The sequence below is a fragment of the Pseudomonas sichuanensis genome (assembly GCF_024749065.1).
GTDB lineage: Bacteria > Pseudomonadota > Gammaproteobacteria > Pseudomonadales > Pseudomonadaceae > Aquipseudomonas > Aquipseudomonas sichuanensis.
The window spans coordinates 5,546,671-5,566,644 of record NZ_CP087185.1; the positions used below are offsets into that span (position 1 = coordinate 5,546,671).

15 protein-coding genes and 1 pseudogene are annotated in these 19,974 nt (G+C 64.6%); 3 read left to right on the plus strand and 13 right to left on the minus strand.

The features are described 5' to 3' along the window. Positions 1-174 precede the first annotated feature (174 nt). The 4 genes from mdoH to pip all read right to left on the minus strand — a co-directional run bounded on the left by mdoH (position 175) and on the right by pip (position 6,128). Positions 175-2,742, minus strand: coding sequence for a glucans biosynthesis glucosyltransferase MdoH (gene mdoH / locus LOY51_RS24965; RefSeq protein ID WP_125860792.1), 2,568 nt, complete (start codon positions 2,740-2,742; stop codon positions 175-177). After that, positions 2,735-4,459 carry a glucan biosynthesis protein G gene (locus tag LOY51_RS24970; protein ID WP_309475586.1) on the minus strand — a complete coding sequence of 575 codons (1,725 nt, stop codon included), beginning with the start codon at positions 4,457-4,459 and terminating at the stop codon, positions 2,735-2,737. The genes mdoH and LOY51_RS24970 overlap by 8 nt, the downstream gene beginning before the upstream one ends. 263 nt (positions 4,460-4,722) lie before the next feature. Then, positions 4,723-5,160 carry a D-aminoacyl-tRNA deacylase gene (gene dtd, locus LOY51_RS24975; protein ID WP_258643505.1) on the minus strand — a complete coding sequence of 146 codons (438 nt, stop codon included), beginning with the start codon at positions 5,158-5,160 and terminating at the stop codon, positions 4,723-4,725. Beyond that, positions 5,157-6,128 (minus strand): prolyl aminopeptidase, encoded by a 972-nt coding sequence (gene pip / locus LOY51_RS24980; protein ID WP_125465856.1) that lies wholly within the window; start codon positions 6,126-6,128, stop codon positions 5,157-5,159. The genes dtd and pip overlap by 4 nt, the downstream gene beginning before the upstream one ends. Positions 6,129-6,384: 256 nt before the next feature. On the opposite strand from pip, the gene LOY51_RS24985 reads away from it, so the two are divergent. Beyond that, positions 6,385-7,635 carry an IS256 family transposase gene (locus LOY51_RS24985; protein ID WP_125858773.1) on the plus strand — a complete coding sequence of 417 codons (1,251 nt, stop codon included), beginning with the start codon at positions 6,385-6,387 and terminating at the stop codon, positions 7,633-7,635. A 155-nt stretch (positions 7,636-7,790) separates the two neighbouring features. Here the strand turns inward: LOY51_RS24985 and hutG are convergent, their stop codons facing one another. From hutG to hutC, 7 genes are all read right to left on the minus strand, one after another. Then, positions 7,791-8,606 (minus strand): N-formylglutamate deformylase, encoded by an 816-nt coding sequence (hutG, locus tag LOY51_RS24990; protein WP_258643507.1) that lies wholly within the window; start codon positions 8,604-8,606, stop codon positions 7,791-7,793. Positions 8,607-8,616: 10 nt separating this feature from the next. Continuing rightward, positions 8,617-9,822, minus strand: a complete 1,206-nt coding sequence (gene hutI, locus LOY51_RS24995) for an imidazolonepropionase (RefSeq protein WP_125860798.1) — start codon at positions 9,820-9,822, stop codon at positions 8,617-8,619. Positions 9,823-9,837: 15 nt separating this feature from the next. Next, entirely contained in the window at positions 9,838-11,241 is a 1,404-nt protein-coding gene (gene hutT, locus LOY51_RS25000) for an L-histidine transporter HutT (RefSeq protein WP_125860800.1), read from the minus strand. A gap of 156 nt (positions 11,242-11,397) precedes the next feature. Next, complete coding sequence (gene hutH, locus LOY51_RS25005) at positions 11,398-12,930, minus strand: histidine ammonia-lyase (protein ID WP_258643509.1); 1,533 nt, start codon at positions 12,928-12,930, stop codon at positions 11,398-11,400. Between the two features lie 108 nt (positions 12,931-13,038). Then, positions 13,039-14,712 (minus strand): urocanate hydratase, encoded by a 1,674-nt coding sequence (hutU, locus tag LOY51_RS25010; RefSeq protein ID WP_038706939.1) that lies wholly within the window; start codon positions 14,710-14,712, stop codon positions 13,039-13,041. Positions 14,713-14,915: 203 nt separating this feature from the next. After that, the gene (locus LOY51_RS25015; RefSeq protein ID WP_110996502.1) at positions 14,916-15,488 is read right to left on the minus strand and encodes a HutD/Ves family protein; all 573 of its coding nucleotides are present in this window, start codon (positions 15,486-15,488) and stop codon (positions 14,916-14,918) included. Next, the gene (gene hutC, locus LOY51_RS25020; protein WP_189654580.1) at positions 15,485-16,195 is read right to left on the minus strand and encodes a histidine utilization transcriptional repressor HutC; all 711 of its coding nucleotides are present in this window, start codon (positions 16,193-16,195) and stop codon (positions 15,485-15,487) included. Before hutC ends, LOY51_RS25015 begins: the two co-directional genes overlap by 4 nt. A gap of 145 nt (positions 16,196-16,340) precedes the next feature. On the opposite strand from hutC, the gene LOY51_RS25025 reads away from it, so the two are divergent. Then, entirely contained in the window at positions 16,341-17,705 is a 1,365-nt protein-coding gene (locus LOY51_RS25025; protein WP_258643512.1) for a formimidoylglutamate deiminase, read from the plus strand. A gap of 89 nt (positions 17,706-17,794) precedes the next feature. Here the strand turns inward: LOY51_RS25025 and LOY51_RS25030 are convergent, their stop codons facing one another. Then, entirely contained in the window at positions 17,795-18,367 is a 573-nt protein-coding gene (locus tag LOY51_RS25030) for a lipocalin family protein (protein ID WP_125465864.1), read from the minus strand. After that, complete coding sequence (gene bamE / locus LOY51_RS25035) at positions 18,364-18,618, minus strand: outer membrane protein assembly factor BamE domain-containing protein (RefSeq protein ID WP_079230016.1); 255 nt, start codon at positions 18,616-18,618, stop codon at positions 18,364-18,366. The genes LOY51_RS25030 and bamE overlap by 4 nt, the downstream gene beginning before the upstream one ends. A 229-nt stretch (positions 18,619-18,847) precedes the next feature. On the opposite strand from bamE, the pseudogene LOY51_RS27315 reads away from it, so the two are divergent. Then, positions 18,848-19,885 (plus strand): annotated as a pseudogene (locus tag LOY51_RS27315) (HAMP domain-containing protein); the annotation flags it as partial. Between the last annotated feature and the right edge of the window lie 89 nt (positions 19,886-19,974).

Below are 19,974 nucleotides of genomic sequence, written 5' to 3' on the forward strand. Positions count from 1 at the left end.
GCTAACGCATGCGCGGGCTGGGACCTAGCGCTCGGGGGGACTTTGTTGGCCAAAATCGAGGACGGTCAGCGAAACCGCATGAAGGCATTCGCGGGTAAACCCGCTCCCACAGGGTTTGCGTCACCTGTGGGAGCGGGTTTACCCGCGAAGGGCCGCAAAGCGGCCCCAAGAGGCTCAAGCCAGGGCTGGCTGTGCCTGGTTCTCCGGATGCAACGGCAGCAACGGCGAGTGCGGGTCGTTGTCGATCGACGCACGCCACACATCGATCCACGCCGCGTTGTGCTCGGCCCAGACCTGCCCGTGCAGGCGCGACAGCGCCACCGGGTCGCTCAGCAAGGCCAGGCGGGTGTTGCCGTCCAGGCCTTTGGGGCCTACTTCCAGCGCCTTGGCCACGCGCTCGTCACGCAAGGTTTCGATCGCCTTGGACTGACCATGGCGCGCAGTGGCCATGGCGCAGGCCAGGGCGTTCTGGCGCGGGTCGACCACGGCGCGGACGAAGCCGTCGTGCAGGGCGTGCCAGCGGTTCTCGTGGGTGTACTGGTCGGTGGCCAGCAGCTCCTGAGGCGTGGCGTACTCCTCGGGGATGAGGAACAGCTTCTCGTCCTTGGCCGCCAGGCCCAGGCGCGTGCGGCTGGAGATCACCGACACCGGGATCGACAGCAGCAGCGAGCCAACGATAGGCGCCAGCCACCACAGGAAGCTCGGGTTCAGCCAGGCCACCAGGGCGGCCCAGGCAAAGCCCAGCAGGGTCTGCGGGCCGTGGCGACGCACCGCTTCGCTCCACGGCGTGGAGTCGTCGTCACGCTGCGGCGAGTTCCAGGTCGCGGCCCAGCCGAGGAACGCGGCCAGTACGAAACGGGTGTGGAAGATCATCCGCACCGGTGCCAGCAGCATGGAGAACAGCATCTCCATCAGCATCGACAGGGTGACCTTGATGCGCCCGCCAAACTCGGTGGCGCCCTTGGCCCAGATCAGGATGACGCTGAGCAGCTTGGGCAGGAACAGCAGCACGATGGTGGTGGAGAACAGCGCGATGGCTTTCTCCGGGTGCCACTGCGGCCACAACGGGTAGAGCTGGAACGGCTCGATGAAGTACTGCGGCTCCATCAGGGTGTTGGTCGCCAGCAGCGCGGTCGACAGCACCAGGAACAGGAACCACAGCGGCGCCGACAGGTACGACATCACCCCGGTGAGGAACACCGCACGGTGCACCGGGTGCATGCCCTTTACCAGGAACAGGCGGAAGTTCATCAGGTTGCCGTGGCACCAGCGGCGGTCACGCTTGAGCTCGTCGAGCAGGTTCGGCGGCAATTCTTCGTAACTGCCCGGCAGGTCGTAGGCAATCCACACGCCCCAGCCGGCACGGCGCATCAGCGCGGCTTCGACGAAGTCGTGGGAGAGAATCGCACCGGCGAAGGCGCCCTTGCCGGGCAACGGCGCCAGGGCGCAGTGCTCGATGAACGGCTTCATGCGGATGATCGCGTTGTGGCCCCAGTAGTGCGATTCGCCCAACTGCCAGAAGTGCAGGCCGGCGGTGAACAGCGGGCCATACACGCGGGTGGCGAACTGCTGCATGCGCGCATACAGGGTGTCCATGCCCGAGGCTTTCGGCCCGGTCTGGATGATGCCGGCGTCCGGGTTGGCCTCCATCAGGCGCACCAGGCTGCTCAGGCACTCGCCGCTCATGACGCTGTCGGCGTCGAGCACGACCATGTACTTGTACTCGCCACCCCAGCGACGGCAGAAGTCGTCGAGGTTGCCGCTCTTGCGCTTCACGCGGCGACGGCGACGGCGGTAGAAGATGCGGCCGAAGCCCTTGGCCTCACGGCACACGTCCAGCCAGGCCTGCTGTTCGGCCACGGCGATGTCGGTGTCGTTGGTGTCGCTGAGCACGAAGAAGTCGAAGCGGTCGAGGTTGCCGCTGGCAGCCACCGACTCGAAGGTGGCGCGCAGGCCGGCGAACACCCGTGGCACGTCTTCGTTGCAGATCGGCATCACCAGCGCGGTGCGCGCCTCGGCGGGGATCGGCTCGTTGCCGGCACTGCTGCCAGAGATGCGGTACTTGTCACGCCCGGTGAGCAGCTCGAGGAAGCCCATCAACGCGGTCCAGAAGCCCGCCGAAACCCAGCAGAACAGGATGCCGAAGAGGATCAGGATGGAGGTCTGCAGCGCGTACGGCCACACCTGTACCACGGTGTCCCACAGCGGCTGGTGCAGCACTTCCTCGAGGTCGACGAACGACCAGCCCTGGTACGGCAGGATGCCCTTCATGTACCAGCCGGCGACGATGGTCTGGCCGATCATCAGCGTCAGCAGGATATAGCGGCGGATCGAGCCGACCGTGCGCCAGCGCGCCGGCGGCAGCTCGCGCTTGGGCGGCTGCGGGGCGTTGGTGCGGCCGGTCATGCGTCGCCACATGCGGATCAGCACGTTGGTGCGCCACGGCTCGGGCACGACCTTGGTGCGCTTGATCGGCGGGGCGATCTTCAGGCACAGCCGCCCGCTGCCGTCGACGCCGAGCATCTCGGCCTCTTCCAGCTCGGCGGCGCTGCCTACGGTAAGACGGGAGCCCACCGAGGCCTGCACGGCCTCGGCGGTGCCGGCGGCCGGGTTGGCCGCCAGACGTTGGTGCAGCTCGTTGAACGAGGTGCAGCTGGCGAGTTCCGCGCGCTGCTCGTCGCTCAGGGGGAGATGGGCCAGGTATTCGCCAAGCGATTCCGGCCTTGCGCTTGAGTTACTCATCGGCAGGCAACTGATAGCTCCAGGTCTCGGTCAGCACTTTTTCGGTGGTGGCCGGGGTACCGGTGGTGGATGCCGCGTCGGCGGCGGGTTGCTCGGCCTTGGCTTTCTCGGCCTTGGCCTGGGCGTGCTTGGCCGCAGCCTTGTCCTGTTTGGTTTCCTTGGCGGGCTTCGGTTGCTCGACCGGAACGTCACGCAGCAGCGCGGCGCGCATCTCGGTGGACTTCTTCGGATCCTGCACCTTCAGGCGCAGGGTGAGACGCCAGCCTTTGGTCTCGGGGTTGTAACGCAGGTTGTTCTCGACCACTTCGGCGTTGTCGCCGACGCTGACCTGGCTGCGCACGGCGGTGTCTGCAGGCAGTGCCGCCAGGTTCGGGCCGACGAAATCGACCAGCAGGGCGACGCTGCCGTCGGTCTGGCGGATCAGGTTGGACTGCTTGACGTCACCGGCGGAACGCAGGGTCTGCTTGACCCACCCCAGTTCCTGGGAGTGCAGTTGGTCTTCCTTGATGGTCCAGCGCAGGCGGTAGTCGTATTCGAACGGCTTGCCCGGCTCAGGCAGGGTTTCCGGGCTCCAGAACGCAACGATGTTGTCGTTGGTTTCGTCGGCGGTCGGGATCTCCACCAGGTCGACGGTGCCTTTGCCCCAGTCGCCTTTCGGCTCGATCCAGGCGCTCGGGCGCTTCTCGTATTCGTCGTCGAGGTCTTCGTAGTCGCTGAAGTCGCGCTGGCGCTGCAGCAGGCCGAAACCACGCGGGTTCTCGACGCTGAAGTTGCTCACGGCCAGGTGTTTCGGGTTGTTCAGCGGGCGCCACAGCCACTCGCCGTTGCCGGCATGGATCGCCAGGCCTTCGGAGTCGTGCAGGGCCGGGCGGTAGTTCATGATCTTCGACGGCTGGTTGGGGCCGAACAGGTACATGCTGGTCAGCGGGGCAACGCCCAGGCGGCTGACGTGGTCACGCAGGTAGACGCGCGATTTGACGTCGACCACGGTGTCTTCACCCGGACGCAGGGTGAGCTTGTAGGCACCGGTGGAGCGTGGCGAGTCGAGCAGGGCGTAAATCACCAGGTGCTTGTCGGTCGGCTTCGGCTTCTCGATCCAGAACTCGGTGAAACGCGGGAATTCCTCGCCCGACGGCAGCGCGGTGTCGATGGCCAGGCCACGGGCCGACAGGCCATAGCGGTGGCCCTTGCCGACCACGCGGAAATAGCTGGCACCCAGCAGGGTCATGATCTCGTCCTGCTTGTCGGCCTTGTTGATCGGGTAGAGCACCCGGAAGCCGGCGTAGCCGAGGTTCTTGGTGGCGTCGGGGTCATGCGGCACGTCACCGAACTCGAAGCGGCTCGGGTCGTACTTGATCTCTTCGACTTTCTTGGCGCTGATCTGGTTGATCTTGACCGGCGTATCAAAGTGCATGCCCTGGTGGTAGAACGAGAGCTTGAACGGCGTCTTGTCCTTGGACCACTCGGCTTTTTCCTGCAGGAAGCGGATCTTCTGGTAGTCGGCGTACTTCATGTCGCGGAACACCGGCGGCAGGTTGCTCTTCGGTGCTTCGTACTTCTGGCCGGCCAGATCCTTTGCCTTGGCTGCAACATCATCCAGATTGAATGCCCACAACTGGCCCGCGCTCATCAGGCCGACCAGCGCAGCGCCGGCGAGCATCGCCTTGCGCAGCCGAGTGCTGGGGATTCTTGGTGCAAAACTGGGGCTTACAATCACGAGCAATCCTCGCCGAAAACAGATCATGAAACCAACGGCCAGCGACCAATGCCGGGTTGGCGAGCACTGTTCGGACCCCGTGAGGGCGTAATGATTCCCCAAACGGATCCAGACAATACTCGGGTCAAAGTGAAACGAACCTGCGAACGCAGGTTCAAGCAGCGCGCGATTATCCAGCAGGTCGCGTTACAACGCATCAGGCTGGAGTAACTATTTATCGTACAAAACCCCTTGTTTTCCTACAAACAAGGGGTTTTTTGACCTCACATTTGTAACATAAATGTTACCGGGCCATCATTCACCAGGTGCACCTGCATGTCTGCACCGAAGCGACCGCTCGCCACCTCGGGGTGCTGGCGCCGTGCCTGCTGCAAAAGATAGTCGAAAAGCTCGGCGCCGAGGGCCGGCGGCGCGGCCGTCGAAAAGCTCGGGCGCATGCCATTGCGGGTGTCGGCGGCCAGGGTGAACTGCGACACCAGCAGCAAGCCGCCGCCGACATCCTTGAGCGAGCGGTTCATCTTGCCCTGCTCGTCACTGAATACCCGATAGTTAAGCAGCTTGTGCAACAGCTTGTCGGCGTGCTCGGGCGAATCTTCAGGCTCGACCGCGACCAGCGCCAGCAGGCCCTGGTCGATGGCGCCGACGATCTCCCCGGCCACTTCGACCCGGGCGCCGCGCACGCGCTGAATCAGGCCCTTCATGCCTCTTCCAAAGGCAGGTCGAGCAGACGCCGGGCCATCTGGTCGGCGGCACGCACCAGGGCGTCGGTGATGCCTGGCTCGGAGGCGGCGTGGCCGGCATCGCGAATCACCTTGAGCTCGCTGTTAGGCCAGGCCTGGTGCAGTTCCCAGGCGTTGTCCAGCGGGCAGATCACGTCGTAGCGGCCATGCACGATCACTGCCGGCAGGTGGGCGATCTTCGGGATGTCGCGGATCAGTTGGTTTTCTTCGAGGAAGGCGTTGTTGGTGAAGTAATGGCATTCGATACGGGCGATCGACAGCGCGCGCTGCGGCTCGGAGAAGCGGTCGACCACCAGCGGGTTCGGGCGCAGCGTCGCAGTGCGGCCTTCCCAGGTCGACCAGGCCTTGGCGGCGTGCATCTGGGCGATCTGGTCGTTGCCGGTGAGGCGCTTGTGGAAAGCCTGGACCAGGTCGCCACGCTCTTCGGGCGGGATGGGCGCGATGTAGTCCTGCCAGTAGTCGGGGAACAGGCGGCTGGCGCCTTCCTGGTAGAACCAGCTGATTTCCTGTGGACGGCACAGGAAGATGCCCCGCAGGATCAGGCCGTGCACGCGCTCGGGGTGAGTCTGGGCGTAGGCCAGGGCCAGGGTCGAACCCCAGGAGCCACCGAACAGCACCCACTTGTCGATCCCCAGGTGCTCACGGATACGCTCGAGGTCTTCGACCAGGTGCCAGGTGGTGTTGTTCTCCAGGCTCGCATGGGGCGTGGAACGGCCACAGCCGCGCTGGTCGAAGGTGATGATGCGGTACAGGTTGGGGTCGAAGTAGCAGCGGCTCTGGGCATCGCAACCAGCGCCCGGGCCGCCGTGGATGAACACCACCGGCAGACCTTCCGGCGAACCGCTTTCATCGACATACAGCACATGCGGCGCTTCCACGGCCAGATCGTGCCGGGCGTAGGGTTTGATCTGCGGGTAGAGGGTCTGCATTGCGCACTCCGTGTGAGGAATTATTCTGCCGTTGGGCATCATAAACCTGAATTGCGCGAAGAGCATGTGTCCGTGTGAAACGTCGGGGTTTTGGGGTTGTTGGTGATGGGGGGAGTGGTGGGGCGTGATGCCTTGGAGGGCATGGTTTGGGATTGCGTCAGGGCTGGCAGGTGTTCGACAAGGGATCTTCAGCGCCCTCGAGATGAGGGTGTCAGAAATTTTGTGTTCGGGCATACCATGAGTAAGAGGTGCATGCATGCCAACCAAAAAGAAACCGCTTCGAGAGTTACCGAAGGTCCCGAAAGAGCTGCTTGAACAGTTTTCCGCAACCCCACTGATGACCGCAGAGGCTATCGAAGAGGCTTCTGCCGCCTTCAAGAAAGCGTTGATCGAGCGGGCCCTGAACGCCGAACTTGGCCATCACCTGGGCTATCCTCCGGGCGCGCAGCGCCCAGAGGATGAGACCAACCAGCGCAATGGCACGAGTGGCAAGACAGTGCTGACAGGCGATGGCCCGCTACGGCTGGATATCCCTCGGGACCGTGACGGCAGCTTCTCGCCCATTCTGATCCCCAAGCATGAGCGCCGTTACACCGGATTCGATGACAAAATCATCGCCATGTACGCCCGTGGAATGACGGTCAGAGAGATCCGGGCCTTCCTGTCCGAGCAGTATGGAACCGACGTTTCACCCGATTTCATCAGCTCTGTGACAGACGAGGTCATGGAAGAGATTGGCGCGTGGCAACAGCGGCCACTGGAGCCGATGTACCCGGTCATTTTCTTCGATGCGCTGCGGGTGAAGATCCGCGAAGAAGGTCTGGTTCGCAACAAGGCCATTTACTTGGCCCTGGGCGTTCTCCCCGACGGGACGCGCGATATCCTGGGCATCTGGATCGAGAACACCGAGGGTGCGAAGTTCTGGATGAAGGTCTTTAACGACCTCAAGAAGCGTGGCGTCGAAGATGTGCTGATTGCCGTGACCGATGGCCTCAAAGGCATGCCAGAGGCCCTCAGCGCAGTGTTTCCAGAAACGACGCTGCAGACGTGCATCGTGCACCTGATCCGCAACAGCCTCGACTACGCGGCCTGGGACAAGCGGCGGGCTCTGGCCAAGGAGCTGAAGCCGATTTACCAAGCCATCAATGCCGAAGCGGCTGAGCAAGCACTCGATGAGTTTGAGAACGGGCCGTGGGGCGAGAAATATCCGACGGTGGTGGCTGCTTGGCGACGGGCTTGGGATCGCGTGATTCCATTCTTTGTTTTCCCGCCCGCCATCCGAAAGGTGATCTATACCACCAACGCCATCGAGAGCATCAATGCCCAGCTACGCAAGGTCATCAAGACTCGCGGACATTTCCCGAATGATGATGCAGCGACCAAACTGATTTGGCTGGGATTGCGCAACATCACAGCCAATTGGGGAAAACCGGCCCATGACTGGAAAAGCGCGATGAATCAATTTGCGATTCTGTATGGAGATCGGTTCATCAGGCCAACCTGGTGAGAATCAGGGCCTGCCTAGCGGCAGGCCATTACCGGCCCGCACACAAAAAATCTGACAGTCCCCTCGAGATCGAGCGCCGCGCGGGCGGCGCTCGATTTCATAGGCGCCGAAAGGGTCGTGGCGAACACCTGTCAGCCCCGACACGGTCAACCGCCCTACCCTCGCGAACCACCCCGGTACCGCTCCTCACCCCACGCCAGCACCGTCTCCAGCAGGCGCTTGAGCACCACCTGCGTCGGCTGTGCCAGGTCTTCGCGATAGCCGAACGGCTCCACCTCATTCATATAGGTGCACTGCCCCAGCTCCAGCTGCACGGCATGGATGTGATTGCCCGGATCACCATAGTGGCGAGTGATGTGCCCGCCTTTGAAGCGGCCATTGAGCACATGGGTATAGGCCGGGAACTCGGCGCAAACACCCTGCAGCCGCTCAGCCAATACCGGATCGCAACTGGCGCCATTGAAGGTCCCCAGGTTGAAATCCGGCAATTTGCCGTCAAACAGATGCGGTATCACCGACCGGATCGAGTGCGCATCCCACAACAACGCATAACCAAACTCTTCACGCATCCGCGCCAGTTCGCGACGAATCGTGTCGTGGTACGGCCGCCAGATCTGCTCCAGGTACACGGCCCGCTGTTCAACGCTGGGCGCCTGGCCTTCCTTGAACAACGGCTCCCCCTCGAACAGCGTCGCCGGATACAACCCGGTAGTAGCCCCGGCGTACAACGGCTTGTCGTCATCCGGCCGGTTCAGGTCGATGACGAACCGCGAATACTCCGCCGCCACCACACTGGCCCCCAACTCGCGGGCAAAGTCGTACAACTGCGGAATATGCCAATCGGTGTCGGGCAGGCTGCGCGCCGCGTCGACCAGGCCATCACGCACCGCGTCGGTCAGGCCAAGCCCGGCATGGGGCATGCTGATCAACAACGGCAGGCGGCCCTGGTGGAAACTCAATACCTTGTCCATGTCGCCTCGCTCAGTGGGTTATCTCGTGACCCAGGCGCACCACGCGCTTGGGCAAGTCGCCGCCGAGCCAGTAGCTGAGGTCGGCGGGGCGCTCGATCTGCCAGGCGACGAAATCGGCCACCTTGCCGGCCTCCAGCGAGCCATGGCTGTCGCCCAGGCCCAGTGCCGTGGCGGCATGCACGGTGACGCCGGCCAGCGCCTCTTCCGGGGTCATGCGGAAACAGGTGCAGCCCATGTTCAGCATCAGGCGCAGTGACAGCCCCGGCGATGTGCCTGGGTTGAGGTCACTGGCCAGGGCAATCTTCACCCCATGACGGCGCAGGGCCTCCATGGGTGGCAGCTGGGTTTCACGCAGGAAGTAGAAGGCCCCCGGCAGCAGCACGGCGACGGTGCCGGCCTCGGCCATGGCGATGGCGTCTTCCTCGGTCATGAATTCCAGGTGGTCGGCCGACAGCGCCTGATAACGCGCTGCCAGGCTCGAGCCATGCAGCGACGACAGCTGCTCGGCATGCAGCTTGACCGGCAGCCCCAACTCCCGCGCCTTGATGAACAGGCGTTCGACCTGGGCCGGGGAGAACGCCAGGTGCTCGCAGAACGCATCCACCGCATCCACCAGGCCCTCGGCCGCCAGCGCCGGGAGCATTTCGTCGCAGATGTGGGCAATGTAGTCGTCCGCCCTGCCCGCGTACTCCGGCGGTAGCGCATGGGCCGCCAGGCAGGTGCTGCGCACGGTCAGTGGCAGCGCCTCGCCCAGGCGCCGGGCCACACGCAGCATCTTGCGCTCGTTGGCCAGGTCCAGGCCGTAGCCAGACTTGATCTCGAGCGTGGTGACGCCATCGCGCATCAGCGCCAGCACCCGCTGCCGGGCACTGGCGAACAGCGCGTCCTCGCTGGCCGCGCGGGTGGCCCGCACGGTGCTGGCGATGCCGCCGCCCTGGGCGGCGATCTCGGCGTAGCTGACGCCCTGCAGGCGCTGCTCGAACTCACCGCTGCGGTTGCCACCGAAGACCGCGTGGCTGTGGCAGTCGATCAAGCCGGGGGTGACCCAGGCATTGCCCAGGTCCACCGTGCGCTCGGCCGCAACCGGCGGCAGTTCACCCCGTGGGCCGATCCATTCGATCAAGCCGTCGTGGGTGACGATGGCCGCGTCCTCGATGATCGAGTAACGGCCCTCGGCCATGGTTGCTGCATGGCAATGCTGCCAGAGGGTTCTCATTTGCAATCTCCTGAACTAGCGGTGCAGCTCGGCCGGTGCCTGGGCCGACCCGCCCTGCCCTGCGCGCGGCTTGCACCACAGCAGGTAGGAGGCGACCAGGAACACCACCCAGATCACGCCGACGATCAATGCCGCCTGGGTATCCGGGAAGTAACCGAGCACACCGAAGATGAACACCATGAAGGCGATGGCCAGGGCCGGGCCATAGGGCCAGAACGGTACCGGGAACTTCAGTTGCGCCACCTGCTCACGGCTCATGCTGCGACGCATGGCCACCTGGGTGACCAGGATCATCAGCCAGACCCACACGGTAGCGAAGGTGGCGATGGACGCGATCAGCAGGAACACGTTTTCCGGGATCAGGTAGTTGAGCAGCACGCCGATCAGCAGCGCCCCGCCCATGACGACCACGGTCATCCACGGCACGCCGTGCTTGGACAGCTTGCCGAAGCCACGCGGCGCCTGACCGTGCTGGGACAGGCCGTACATCATGCGGCCAGCGCCGAAGATGTCGCTGTTGATCGCCGAAATGGCTGCCGAAATCACCACGACGTTGAGCACCGCTGCCGCCGAGCCAATCCCCAGGTTGCTGAAGATCTGCACGAACGGGCTGCCTTGGCTGCCGATCTGCGGCCAGGGGTACAGGCACATCAGCACGAACAGGGTCAGCACGTAGAACAGCAGGATGCGCAGCGGCACGGCGTTGATCGCCTTCGGGATCACCCGCTGCGGGTCTTTCGCCTCACCGGCGGTAACGCCGATGATCTCGATGCCGCCGAAGGCGAACATCACCACGGCGAACGAGGCGATCAGGCCGCTGACGCCATTGGGCATGAAGCCGCCATGCTCGAACAGGTTGCTCACGCCGACAGCGTGGCCAGTGCCCACCTGGCTGAAACCGAAGGCCATGATCCCCAAGCCTGCGAGGATCATCGCGACGATGGCGCCGACCTTGAGCAGCGACAGCCAGAACTCCATCTCGCCGAACACCTTGACGTTGCACAGGTTCAGGCCGCCGATCAGGAACACGATGCCCAGCACCCAGATCCAGCGGGCGACTTCGGGGAACCAGAAGCCCATGTAGATACCGAAGGCGGTCACGTCGGCGATGGCGACGATGACCATCTCGAAGGCGTAGGTCCAACCGAGGATGAAGCCGGCCATGGGGCCGAGGTAGGTACTGGCGTAGTGGCCGAAGGAGCCGGCCACCGGGTTGTGCACGGCCATCTCGCCGAGGGCGCGCATGACCATGAAGACGGCGGCGCCACCGATCAGGTAGGCCAGCAGCACGGCTGGCCCGGCCATCTGGATGGCCGAGGCGGAGCCGTAGAAAAGCCCGGTACCGATTGCCGAACCGAGCGCCATGAAACGGATATGCCGGGCAGATAGCCCGCGGGTGAGGCCTTGAGCTTGTTGCATGTCACGTCCCTATATTGTTCTTGTGGTCGTGATGTCTGGATGGGGTCTGCTGCGCAGCCCAATCGCCGGCAAGCCGGCTCCCACAAAAGAGGGTTCACACCGTCAATGTGGGAGCCGGCTTGCCGGCGATGGGCCGCAAAGCGGCCCCCGAGGGCATTACAGGCTTGGCAGGACGCCGGCCGGCAGCAGGCCGGTCAAGGTGCCTTTGGCCAGCAGCTCGGCAGCTGCCTCGATATCCGGCGAGAAGAAGCGGTCGCGGTCATAGTGCGGCACTTCACGGCGCAGAGCCTGACGCGCCTGCTCCAGCTTGGCGGAGGTTTTCAGGCCTTTGCGCAGGTCCAGGCCCTGGCAGGCACCCAACCACTCGATAGCGATCACGCCACGGGTGTTCTCGGCCATTTCCCACAGACGCTTGCCGGCAGCCGGGGCCATCGACACGTGGTCTTCCTGGTTGGCCGAGGTTGGCAGGCTGTCGACGCTGTGCGGGTGCGACAGCGCCTTGTTCTCGCTGGCCAGCGCGGCGGCAGTGACCTGGGCGATCATGAAGCCGGAGTTGACCCCACCGTTCTCCACCAGGAATGGCGGCAGCTGGGACATGTGCTTGTCCATCATCAACGAGATGCGGCGCTCGCTCAGCGAGCCGATCTCGGCAATGGCCAGGGCCAGGTTGTCGGCGGCCATGGCCACTGGCTCTGCGTGGAAGTTGCCACCGGAAATCACGTCGCCTTCGGCGGCGAATACCAGCGGGTTGTCGGACACGGCGTTGGCTTCGATGCCCAGCACTTCGGCGGCCTGGCGGATCTGGGTCAGGCAGGCGCCCATGACCTGTGGCTGGCAGCGCAGGGAGTACGGGTCCTGGACCTTGTCGCAGTTCTTGTGCGACAGCGACACTTCACTGGAGTCACCCAGCAGGTCGCGGAAGCAGGCGGCGGTGTCGATCTGGCCACGCTGGCCACGCACTTCATGGATACGGGCGTCGAAGGGCGAACGCGAACCCAGTGCAGCTTCAACGCTCAGGCCACCACAGGCGATGGCTGCGGCGTACAGGTCTTCGGCCTGGAACAGGCCGCGCAGGGCGTAGGCGGTGGAAGCCTGGGTGCCGTTGAGCAGGGCCAGGCCCTCTTTCGCGGCCAGGGTCAGTGGCTCCAGGCCGGCAACGGCCAGGGCCTCGGTAGCGTTCAGCCACTGGCCCTTGTGGCGGGCCTTGCCTTCGCCCAGCAGCACCAGCGACATGTGCGCCAGCGGGGCCAGGTCGCCGGAGGCGCCGACCGAACCTTTGAGCGGGATGTGTGGGTAGACTTCGGCGTTGACCAGGGCGATCAGGGCGTCGATGACTTTGCGGCGGATGCCGGAGAAACCACGGCTGAGGCTGTTGATCTTCAGCACCATGATCAGGCGCACCAGGTCGTCGTCCAGCGGCGCGCCGATACCGGCGGCGTGGGACAGCACCAGCGAGCGCTGCAGGTTTTCCAGGTCATGGCTGGCGATGCGGGTCGAGGCCAGCAGGCCGAAACCGGTGTTGATGCCGTAGGCGGTGCGGTCTTCGGCAATGATCTGCTCGACGCAGGCGACGCTGGCGTCGATGGCCGGGGCGGCGCTGACATCCAGTTGCAGGCGCACGGGCGCAGCATGAATGGCGCGCAGCTGGGCCAGGGTCAGGGTGCCAGGCTTGAGGGTCAGTTCGGTCACTTCGCTACTCCAATCGCTTGTGGCCGCAGGCCCTGTGTTCAGGGTCCCCGCAGGCCACTTCTTGTTGTTCAGTATCACCCTTGTGGGGTGCGATCCAAAGCGCGGCAATCAGCCGGTGATCATTGGCAGGTCGAGGCCCTGCTCCTTGGCGCAGTCGATGGCGATCTGGTAACCGGCATCGGCATGGCGCATCACGCCGGTGCCCGGGTCGTTGGTCAGTACGCGGGCGATCCGCTCGGCCGCCTCGTCGGTACCGTCACAGACGATGACCATGCCCGAGTGCTGGGAGAAGCCCATGCCCACGCCACCGCCGTGGTGCAGCGAAACCCAGGTGGCGCCGCCTGCGGTGTTGAGCAGGGCGTTGAGCAGTGGCCAGTCGGAGACCGCGTCGGAGCCGTCGCGCATGGCTTCGGTTTCACGGTTGGGGCTGGATACCGAGCCCGAGTCCAGGTGGTCGCGGCCGATGACGACCGGCGCCGACAGCTCGCCGCTGCGGACCATTTCGTTGAAGGCCAGGCCCAGCTTGGCGCGCAGACCCAGGCCAACCCAGCAGATACGGGCCGGCAGGCCCTGGAAGCTGATGCGCTCGCGGGCCATGTCCAGCCAGCGGTGCAGGTGGGCGTCGTCCGGGATCAGTTCCTTGACCTTGGCGTCGGTCTTGTAGATGTCTTCGGCGTCACCGGACAGCGCAGCCCAGCGGAACGGGCCGACACCGCGGCAGAACAGCGGGCGGATATAGGCCGGGACGAAGCCTGGGAAGTCGAAGGCATTGGCCACGCCTTCTTCCTTGGCCATCTGGCGGATGTTGTTGCCGTAGTCGAAGGTCGGGATGCCCTGCTTCTGGAAGTCGAGCATGGCTTGCACGTGCACGGCCATCGATTGCTTGGCGGCCTTGACCACGCCAGCCGGGTCGGTCACTGCGCGGTCGCGGTACTGCTCCCAGGTCCAGCCGGCTGGCAGGTAGCCGTTGAGCGGGTCGTGGGCGCTGGTCTGGTCGGTGACCATGTCCGGGCGCACGCCACGCTTGACCAGCTCAGGCAGGATTTCGGCGGCGTTGCCGTGCAGGGCGATGGAGATGGCCTTGCCTTCGGCGGTGTACTTGGCGATGCGGGCCAGGGCGTCGTCGAGGTCGGTGGCCTGCTCATCGACGTAGCGGGTTTCCAGGCGGAAATCGATGCGGCTCTGCTGGCATTCGATGTTCAGCGAGCAGGCACCGGCCAGGGTCGCGGCCAGTGGCTGGGCGCCGCCCATGCCGCCCAGGCCTGCGGTCAGTACCCACTTGCCTTTCAGGCTGCCGTTGTAGTGCTGGCGGCCGGCTTCGACGAAGGTTTCGTAGGTGCCCTGGACGATGCCCTGGCTGCCGATGTAGATCCAGCTGCCGGCGGTCATCTGGCCGTACATGGCCAGGCCCTTGGCATCCAGTTCGTTGAAGTGTTCCCAGTTGGCCCAGTGCGGTACCAGGTTGGAGTTGGCGATCAGCACACGGGGGGCGTTGCTGTGGGTCTTGAACACGCCGACCGGCTTGCCCGACTGCACCAGCAGGGTTTCGTCGTCTTCCAGGCGGGTCAGGGTCTCGACGATCTTGTCGTAGCACTCCCAGTTACGCGCGGCACGGCCGATGCCGCCGTACACCACCAGTTCCTTGGGGTTTTCGGCGACCTGCGGGTCGAGGTTGTTCATCAGCATGCGCAGCGGCGCTTCGGTCAGCCAGCTCTTGGCGGTCAGCTTGTTGCCACGCGGGGCACGGATTTCAACGTCACGGTATTTGTTGTTGTCAGTCACGGGGATGTCCTCTGCGGTCATGCGACGGCATGTGTGTGTGTCGTGGTGCTATACAAACACATCTTTACTTGTATGTACAAGCATGGACAACCAAAAATTCCGGACCGTTCCTCCGAAATGCATCGCGGGGCAAGCCCGCTCCCACAGAGCCCTGCACAGGTTCCGTGGGAGCGGGCTTGCCCCGCGATAGTGCAGCAGCTGGTTTAGCGCGGCATCAGCTCGATCAGGCAGAACCGCCCCTGCACGTCCAGCGCCAGCAACCCTTCGTTGCCTTCCAGGCGCAAACAGTCATACCGGCCCAGCTGTTGGGTCTCGTGCCCGGTCAGCCCAACTTCAACGTGATTGCTCGCGGCAAACAGCAACACCGTCGAGGCCGAGCTGAACAGCCGGCTGGTGCCATCGAACCACTGCAACCGTGCGTGATAGCGCTGCGGCGCATAGATCAGGTTGAAATCCCGGATCGCCCCACCCAGCAGCTCGCAGCTGACCTGGCTCTCGCCGCTGAAGGCGAAGGCGTCGAATGGCAGCAGGGGCCTGCTGGCCTGGCCATCGACCAGCAGGCGCATGCCATCGCCCTGCAGCACGGTGATGATGCGCTGGTAACCGGCGAAGGTGGAAAAACCGCCGGACGCTTCGATGTCGGCGATCGACAGGCGCCAGCCGAAGCCGTCCAGGCCGTCGCCGGCATCGCGGGTGATCTCTTCGGTGAAACCGCCACCGTTCTTCCAGGGCATGCGCGGGTAATCCTGCGCACGCAACAACTGCAACGCACTCATTTACTGAATCGTCCTTCCAGGCGATGACGGGAACCGGGGTGGATCAGGCGCGCGGCGGTGACCGGCTGACGACCCGACCAGGTGCGGCGGCGGATCAACAGGCAGGGCTCGCCACGCTCGATCTGCAGCAGCTGGCACTCATCGGGCTCGGCAAGTATGGCCTCGACCACGTGCTCGCCTTCGGTGAGCGGTGCCACCTGCGACAGGTAGGCGTAGGGCGTCTGCCGGGTGAAGTCCTGCTTGAGGTAGTCGGGGGCGATGGCGGCGTTTACGTAGCGGTCCTCGATCTGCACCGGCACGCCGTTCTCGTAATGCACGATCAGCGAGTGGAACACCCGCTGGCCTTCACGCATGTCCAGGGCCAGGGCACGCTCGGAGCCGGCGGCCTCTTCGGCCAGAGTGACCACCTGGCAGCTGTGCTGGTGGCCGCGACCGGCGATCTCGTCGGCGATGTTGTTGACCTCGAACAACGCCGAGCGGCTCTTCGGCTCGGCGACGAAGGTACCGACACCCTGCATGCGCACCAGCAGCCCTTCGGCAGTGAGCTCACGCAGGGCACGGTTGATGGTCATGCGGCTGAAACCCAGCTCGCTGACCAGCTCGCTCTCCGACGGCACCCGGTGATGCGGCGGCCAGCTGCCGTTTTCGATCTGCTGGGCGATCATCTGCTTGACCCGGGCATACAGCGGCGCCGGCCCTTCGCCCATCTGGGCAACCAGCGCGGAGACAGGAGGTGTCGGCACGGCGTTGAATCCTTGTACGGTTGGAGTGAACGGTAGCTTGCCGGAGTTTACCCGGCAGGCAAACGGCTGTATATGTATATACAAGTTAAACAATAACAGGATTTCACCGATGTCCGCCTATTTCGCCGAACGCGCCCTGCTACCCACGGGCTGGGCCCGCAATGTCCGCCTGGAGGTCGCCGCCGATGGCCGGCTGACGGCGGTCGAGGCCAATGCCAGCGCCGAGGGCGCCGAGCGCCTGGCCGGCCCGCTGCTGCCGGGCATGCCCAACCTGCACTCGCACGCGTTCCAGCGGGCCATGGCGGGGCTGGCGGAAGTGGCCGGCAACCCCAACGACAGCTTTTGGACCTGGCGCGACCTGATGTACCGCCTGGTCGGGCGCATCACCCCGAAGCAGCTGCAGGTGATCGCCCGTCAGCTGTACATCGAGATGCTCAAGGCCGGCTACACCTCGGTGGCCGAATTCCACTATGTGCACCATGACCACAACGGCCAGCGCTACGCCGACCCGGCCGAGTTGTCCCGGCGCATCAGCGCCGCGGCAGCCGCCAGCGGCATCGGCCTGACCCTGCTGCCGGTGCTGTACAGCCACTCGGGCTTCGGCGGGCAAGCGCCTAACGACGGGCAACGGCGCTTCATCAACTCCACCGAACAGTACCTGGCGCTGCAGCAGCAGCTCGCCCCCGTGCTGGCGGCGCAGCCGGCGCAACAGCTGGGGTTGTGCTTCCACTCGCTGCGCGCGGTGACGCCTGGGCAGATCGCCGAGGTGCTCGGCGCCAGCGACAAGCAGTGCCCGATCCACATCCATATTGCCGAGCAACAGAAGGAAGTCGACGACTGCCTGGCCTGGAGCGGCTTGCGCCCCCTGCAATGGCTGTATGAGCACACCGAGGTCGATTCACGCTGGTGCCTGGTGCATGCCACCCACGCCGAGCCCGATGAAGTCACCGCCATGGCCCGCAGCGGCGCGATCGCCGGCCTGTGCCTGACCACCGAGGCGAACCTGGGCGATGGTATTTTCCCGGCGGTGGACTACCTGGCCCAGGGCGGGCGCATGGGGATCGGCTCTGACAGCCACGTGTCGCTGAGCGTGGTCGAAGAGCTGCGCTGGCTGGAATACGGCCAGCGCCTGCGCGACCAGCGCCGCAACCGCCTGTACCGCAACGATCAGCCGATGGTCGGGCGCACCTTGTACGACGCCGCACTGGTGGGCGGCGCCCAGGCGCTGGGCCAGCCGATCGGCGAACTGGCCGTGGGCAAGCGCGCGGACTGGCTGGTGCTGGACGGGCAGGACCCGTACCTGGCCGTGGCGGACGGCGACGCCATCCTCAACCGCTGGCTGTTTGCAGGCCACGATCGCCAAGTGCGCGATGTGATGGTCAACGGGCAGTGGGTGGTGCGCCAGGGGCGGCATGGGCAGGAAGCAGAGAGTGCGCTGGCGTTTGTCGAGGTGCTGCGCCAACTGCTGGACTAATTGAAGGGCCATTCGCGGGCAAACCCGCTCCCACAGGCTCGTGTAGATCCTGTGGGAGCGGGTTTACCCGCGAAGCATTTAACGCGACTTCAATGCCGGGCAACGATTTCCTTGTCCGCCGTGCGCCAGATCAGCCGGCGGGTGTCATACCCCTGCTGGCGCGCCTTGGCCAGCAGGTTCTCGCGCTCCCACGCCGGCAACGACGGCGTGCGCGACAAAATCCACAGGTACTTGCGGTCCGGGCTGCCGACGATCGCGGTGCGGTAACGCTCGTCAACGAACAGAATCCAGTAATCACCCTTGGCCACACCCGGCACCAGGCGAGTGAACCAATTGTCGAATTCCACCCACAGCTTGTCGGTATGCCCGGGCTGTTGCGTGGTGGCATGGCCTTCGGCGCGCAGCCACTCGTCACCCAGGGTGCGGCAGCGGTTGAGCACGCCCACCGTGCCGTCGGGCTTGAGGTTGTAATGGGCCTCGGACTGGGCGCAGCCTTCCTGGTACTTCATCGGCAAGCGCGCCAGCTCGAACCACTTACCCTGATAACGCTTGAGGTCCACCGCACCTGCGGTCTTCGGTGCCAGCGGGTCGGTGGCGGACGTGGCACAGCCACCCAGCAGCATCACCAGGCACACACTCAACAGCAGGTGCAGACGCCTCATTTGAGGCCCTGCCCGGAGTACATCAATACTTTGTCCGCCGCGTACTGCACGCTGATGAAGCTCTTCTCGTCACCCCAGGTGCAGCTGCTCATGCCCAGCGCGCCGGAGCACTCGGTGGGCGTGCCGAGCAATTGCTCGACCTCGGCCTTGTTCATGCCAGCCTTGAGTTTGGAATAGTTTTCCTGGTTGATCTTGCTGCAGGCAGTCAGGACGACGCACAAGGACAACAGGGCGAGGGAACGCAACGACATGAAAGTGACACTCCTGGAGGTGGATACACAGGTTCTGAGAGGCCTGCTGGGAGCTTAGAAGGGAAAAAGGGCTCGCGGTTCCCTGCCATCCGAGGTTTTCCTGCCGCACCGCCAGTCGGTATCTGCGCAAACGATTAATGTTTTTTCCGGCACTGACGACACAGCTTCCGACGGTGTGGCTTTTCGCCGCACCTGCCCTCCTCCGTGCCCGTGCGCAGACTTTCTAAAAATGACCAAGAACCTCAAGTTCAGCCACAAGATCCTGCTGGCTGCCGCCCTGGTGGTGGCCGTTGCCTTCACCTGCTTCGTGCTGTTCAACGATTACCGACAACGCCAGTCCCTGCGCAGTGACACGGAGGCCACTCTGCAGGACCTGGGCAATCTCACCGCCGGTAACATCCGCAACTGGCTCGACAGCCGTATCCAGTTGCTCAACACCCTGGCCCAGCAGGTCGCCGTGGACGGCCCGGGCAAAGCCAGCCTGGACCGCAGCCTGGCGCTGCCGGTGTACGCCAACAACTTCATGCTCAGCTACTTCGGTGGCCAGGACGGCAGCATGCAGTCGGTGCCAGTAGGCAGCCGCGCAGCCGACTACGACCCGCGCGTGCGCGGCTGGTACAAGGCGGCCACTGCCGCCGGCCAGACCATTGTCACCGAGCCGTACATCTCGGCCTCGGCCGGCAAACTGGTGATCACCCTGGCCACCCCGGTGCAGCAGGCCGGCCGCCTGATCGGCGTGAGTGGCGTCGACACCGACCTGCAGACCATCAGCAACCTGATCAACACCCTCGACTTCGACGGCCGTGGCCACGCCTTCATCGTCAACGGCGAGGGCAAGATCCTCATCCACCCCAAAGGCGAACTGGCGCTCAAGACCCTCAGCGACGTCTACCCGGCCAATACCCCGCGCATCGGCAGTGGCCTGAAAGAAGTCGAGGTCGATGGCCGCAAGCAGTTCATCAGCTTCACCCATGTCGACGGCGTGCCATCGGCGGACTGGTACGTGGCGCTGGTACTCGACCAGGACGCAGCCTTCGCCATGCTCGGCGAACTGCGCACCTCGGCGGTGGTGGCGACCTTGATCGCAGTGATCGTGATCATCGGCTTGCTCGGCCTGCTGATCCGTGTGCTGATGGAGCCGCTGCACGTGATGGGCCGCGCCATGCATGACATCGCCGAAGGCGAAGGCGACCTGACCCGCCGCCTGAAGATTCACGCCCAGGACGAATTCGGCAGCCTGGCGCAGTCGTTCAACCGCTTCGTCGAGCGTATCCACGAATCGATCCGCGAAGTGGCCTCGGCCACTGGCCAGGTCAACAGCGTGGCGGGCCAGGTGGTCAGCGCCTCCAACGCCTC

Coding starts and splice junctions, on each gene's coding strand:
- LOY51_RS25025 (WP_258643512.1), top strand. CDS start 16,341: ATGTCCGCCTATTTCGCCGAACGCGCCCTGCTACCCACGGGCTGGGCC.
- mdoH (WP_125860792.1), bottom strand. CDS start 2,742: ATGAGTAACTCAAGCGCAAGGCCGGAATCGCTTGGCGAATACCTGGCC.
- dtd (WP_258643505.1), bottom strand. CDS start 5,160: ATGAAGGGCCTGATTCAGCGCGTGCGCGGCGCCCGGGTCGAAGTGGCC.
- hutI (WP_125860798.1), bottom strand. CDS start 9,822: ATGAGAACCCTCTGGCAGCATTGCCATGCAGCAACCATGGCCGAGGGC.
- LOY51_RS25015 (WP_110996502.1), bottom strand. CDS start 15,488: ATGAGTGCGTTGCAGTTGTTGCGTGCGCAGGATTACCCGCGCATGCCC.
- hutG (WP_258643507.1), bottom strand. CDS start 8,606: ATGGACAAGGTATTGAGTTTCCACCAGGGCCGCCTGCCGTTGTTGATC.
- hutC (WP_189654580.1), bottom strand. CDS start 16,195: ATGGGCGAAGGGCCGGCGCCGCTGTATGCCCGGGTCAAGCAGATGATC.
- hutT (WP_125860800.1), bottom strand. CDS start 11,241: ATGCAACAAGCTCAAGGCCTCACCCGCGGGCTATCTGCCCGGCATATC.
- bamE (WP_079230016.1), bottom strand. CDS start 18,618: ATGTCGTTGCGTTCCCTCGCCCTGTTGTCCTTGTGCGTCGTCCTGACT.
- LOY51_RS25030 (WP_125465864.1), bottom strand. CDS start 18,367: ATGAGGCGTCTGCACCTGCTGTTGAGTGTGTGCCTGGTGATGCTGCTG.
- pip (WP_125465856.1), bottom strand. CDS start 6,128: ATGCAGACCCTCTACCCGCAGATCAAACCCTACGCCCGGCACGATCTG.
- LOY51_RS24985 (WP_125858773.1), top strand. CDS start 6,385: ATGCCAACCAAAAAGAAACCGCTTCGAGAGTTACCGAAGGTCCCGAAA.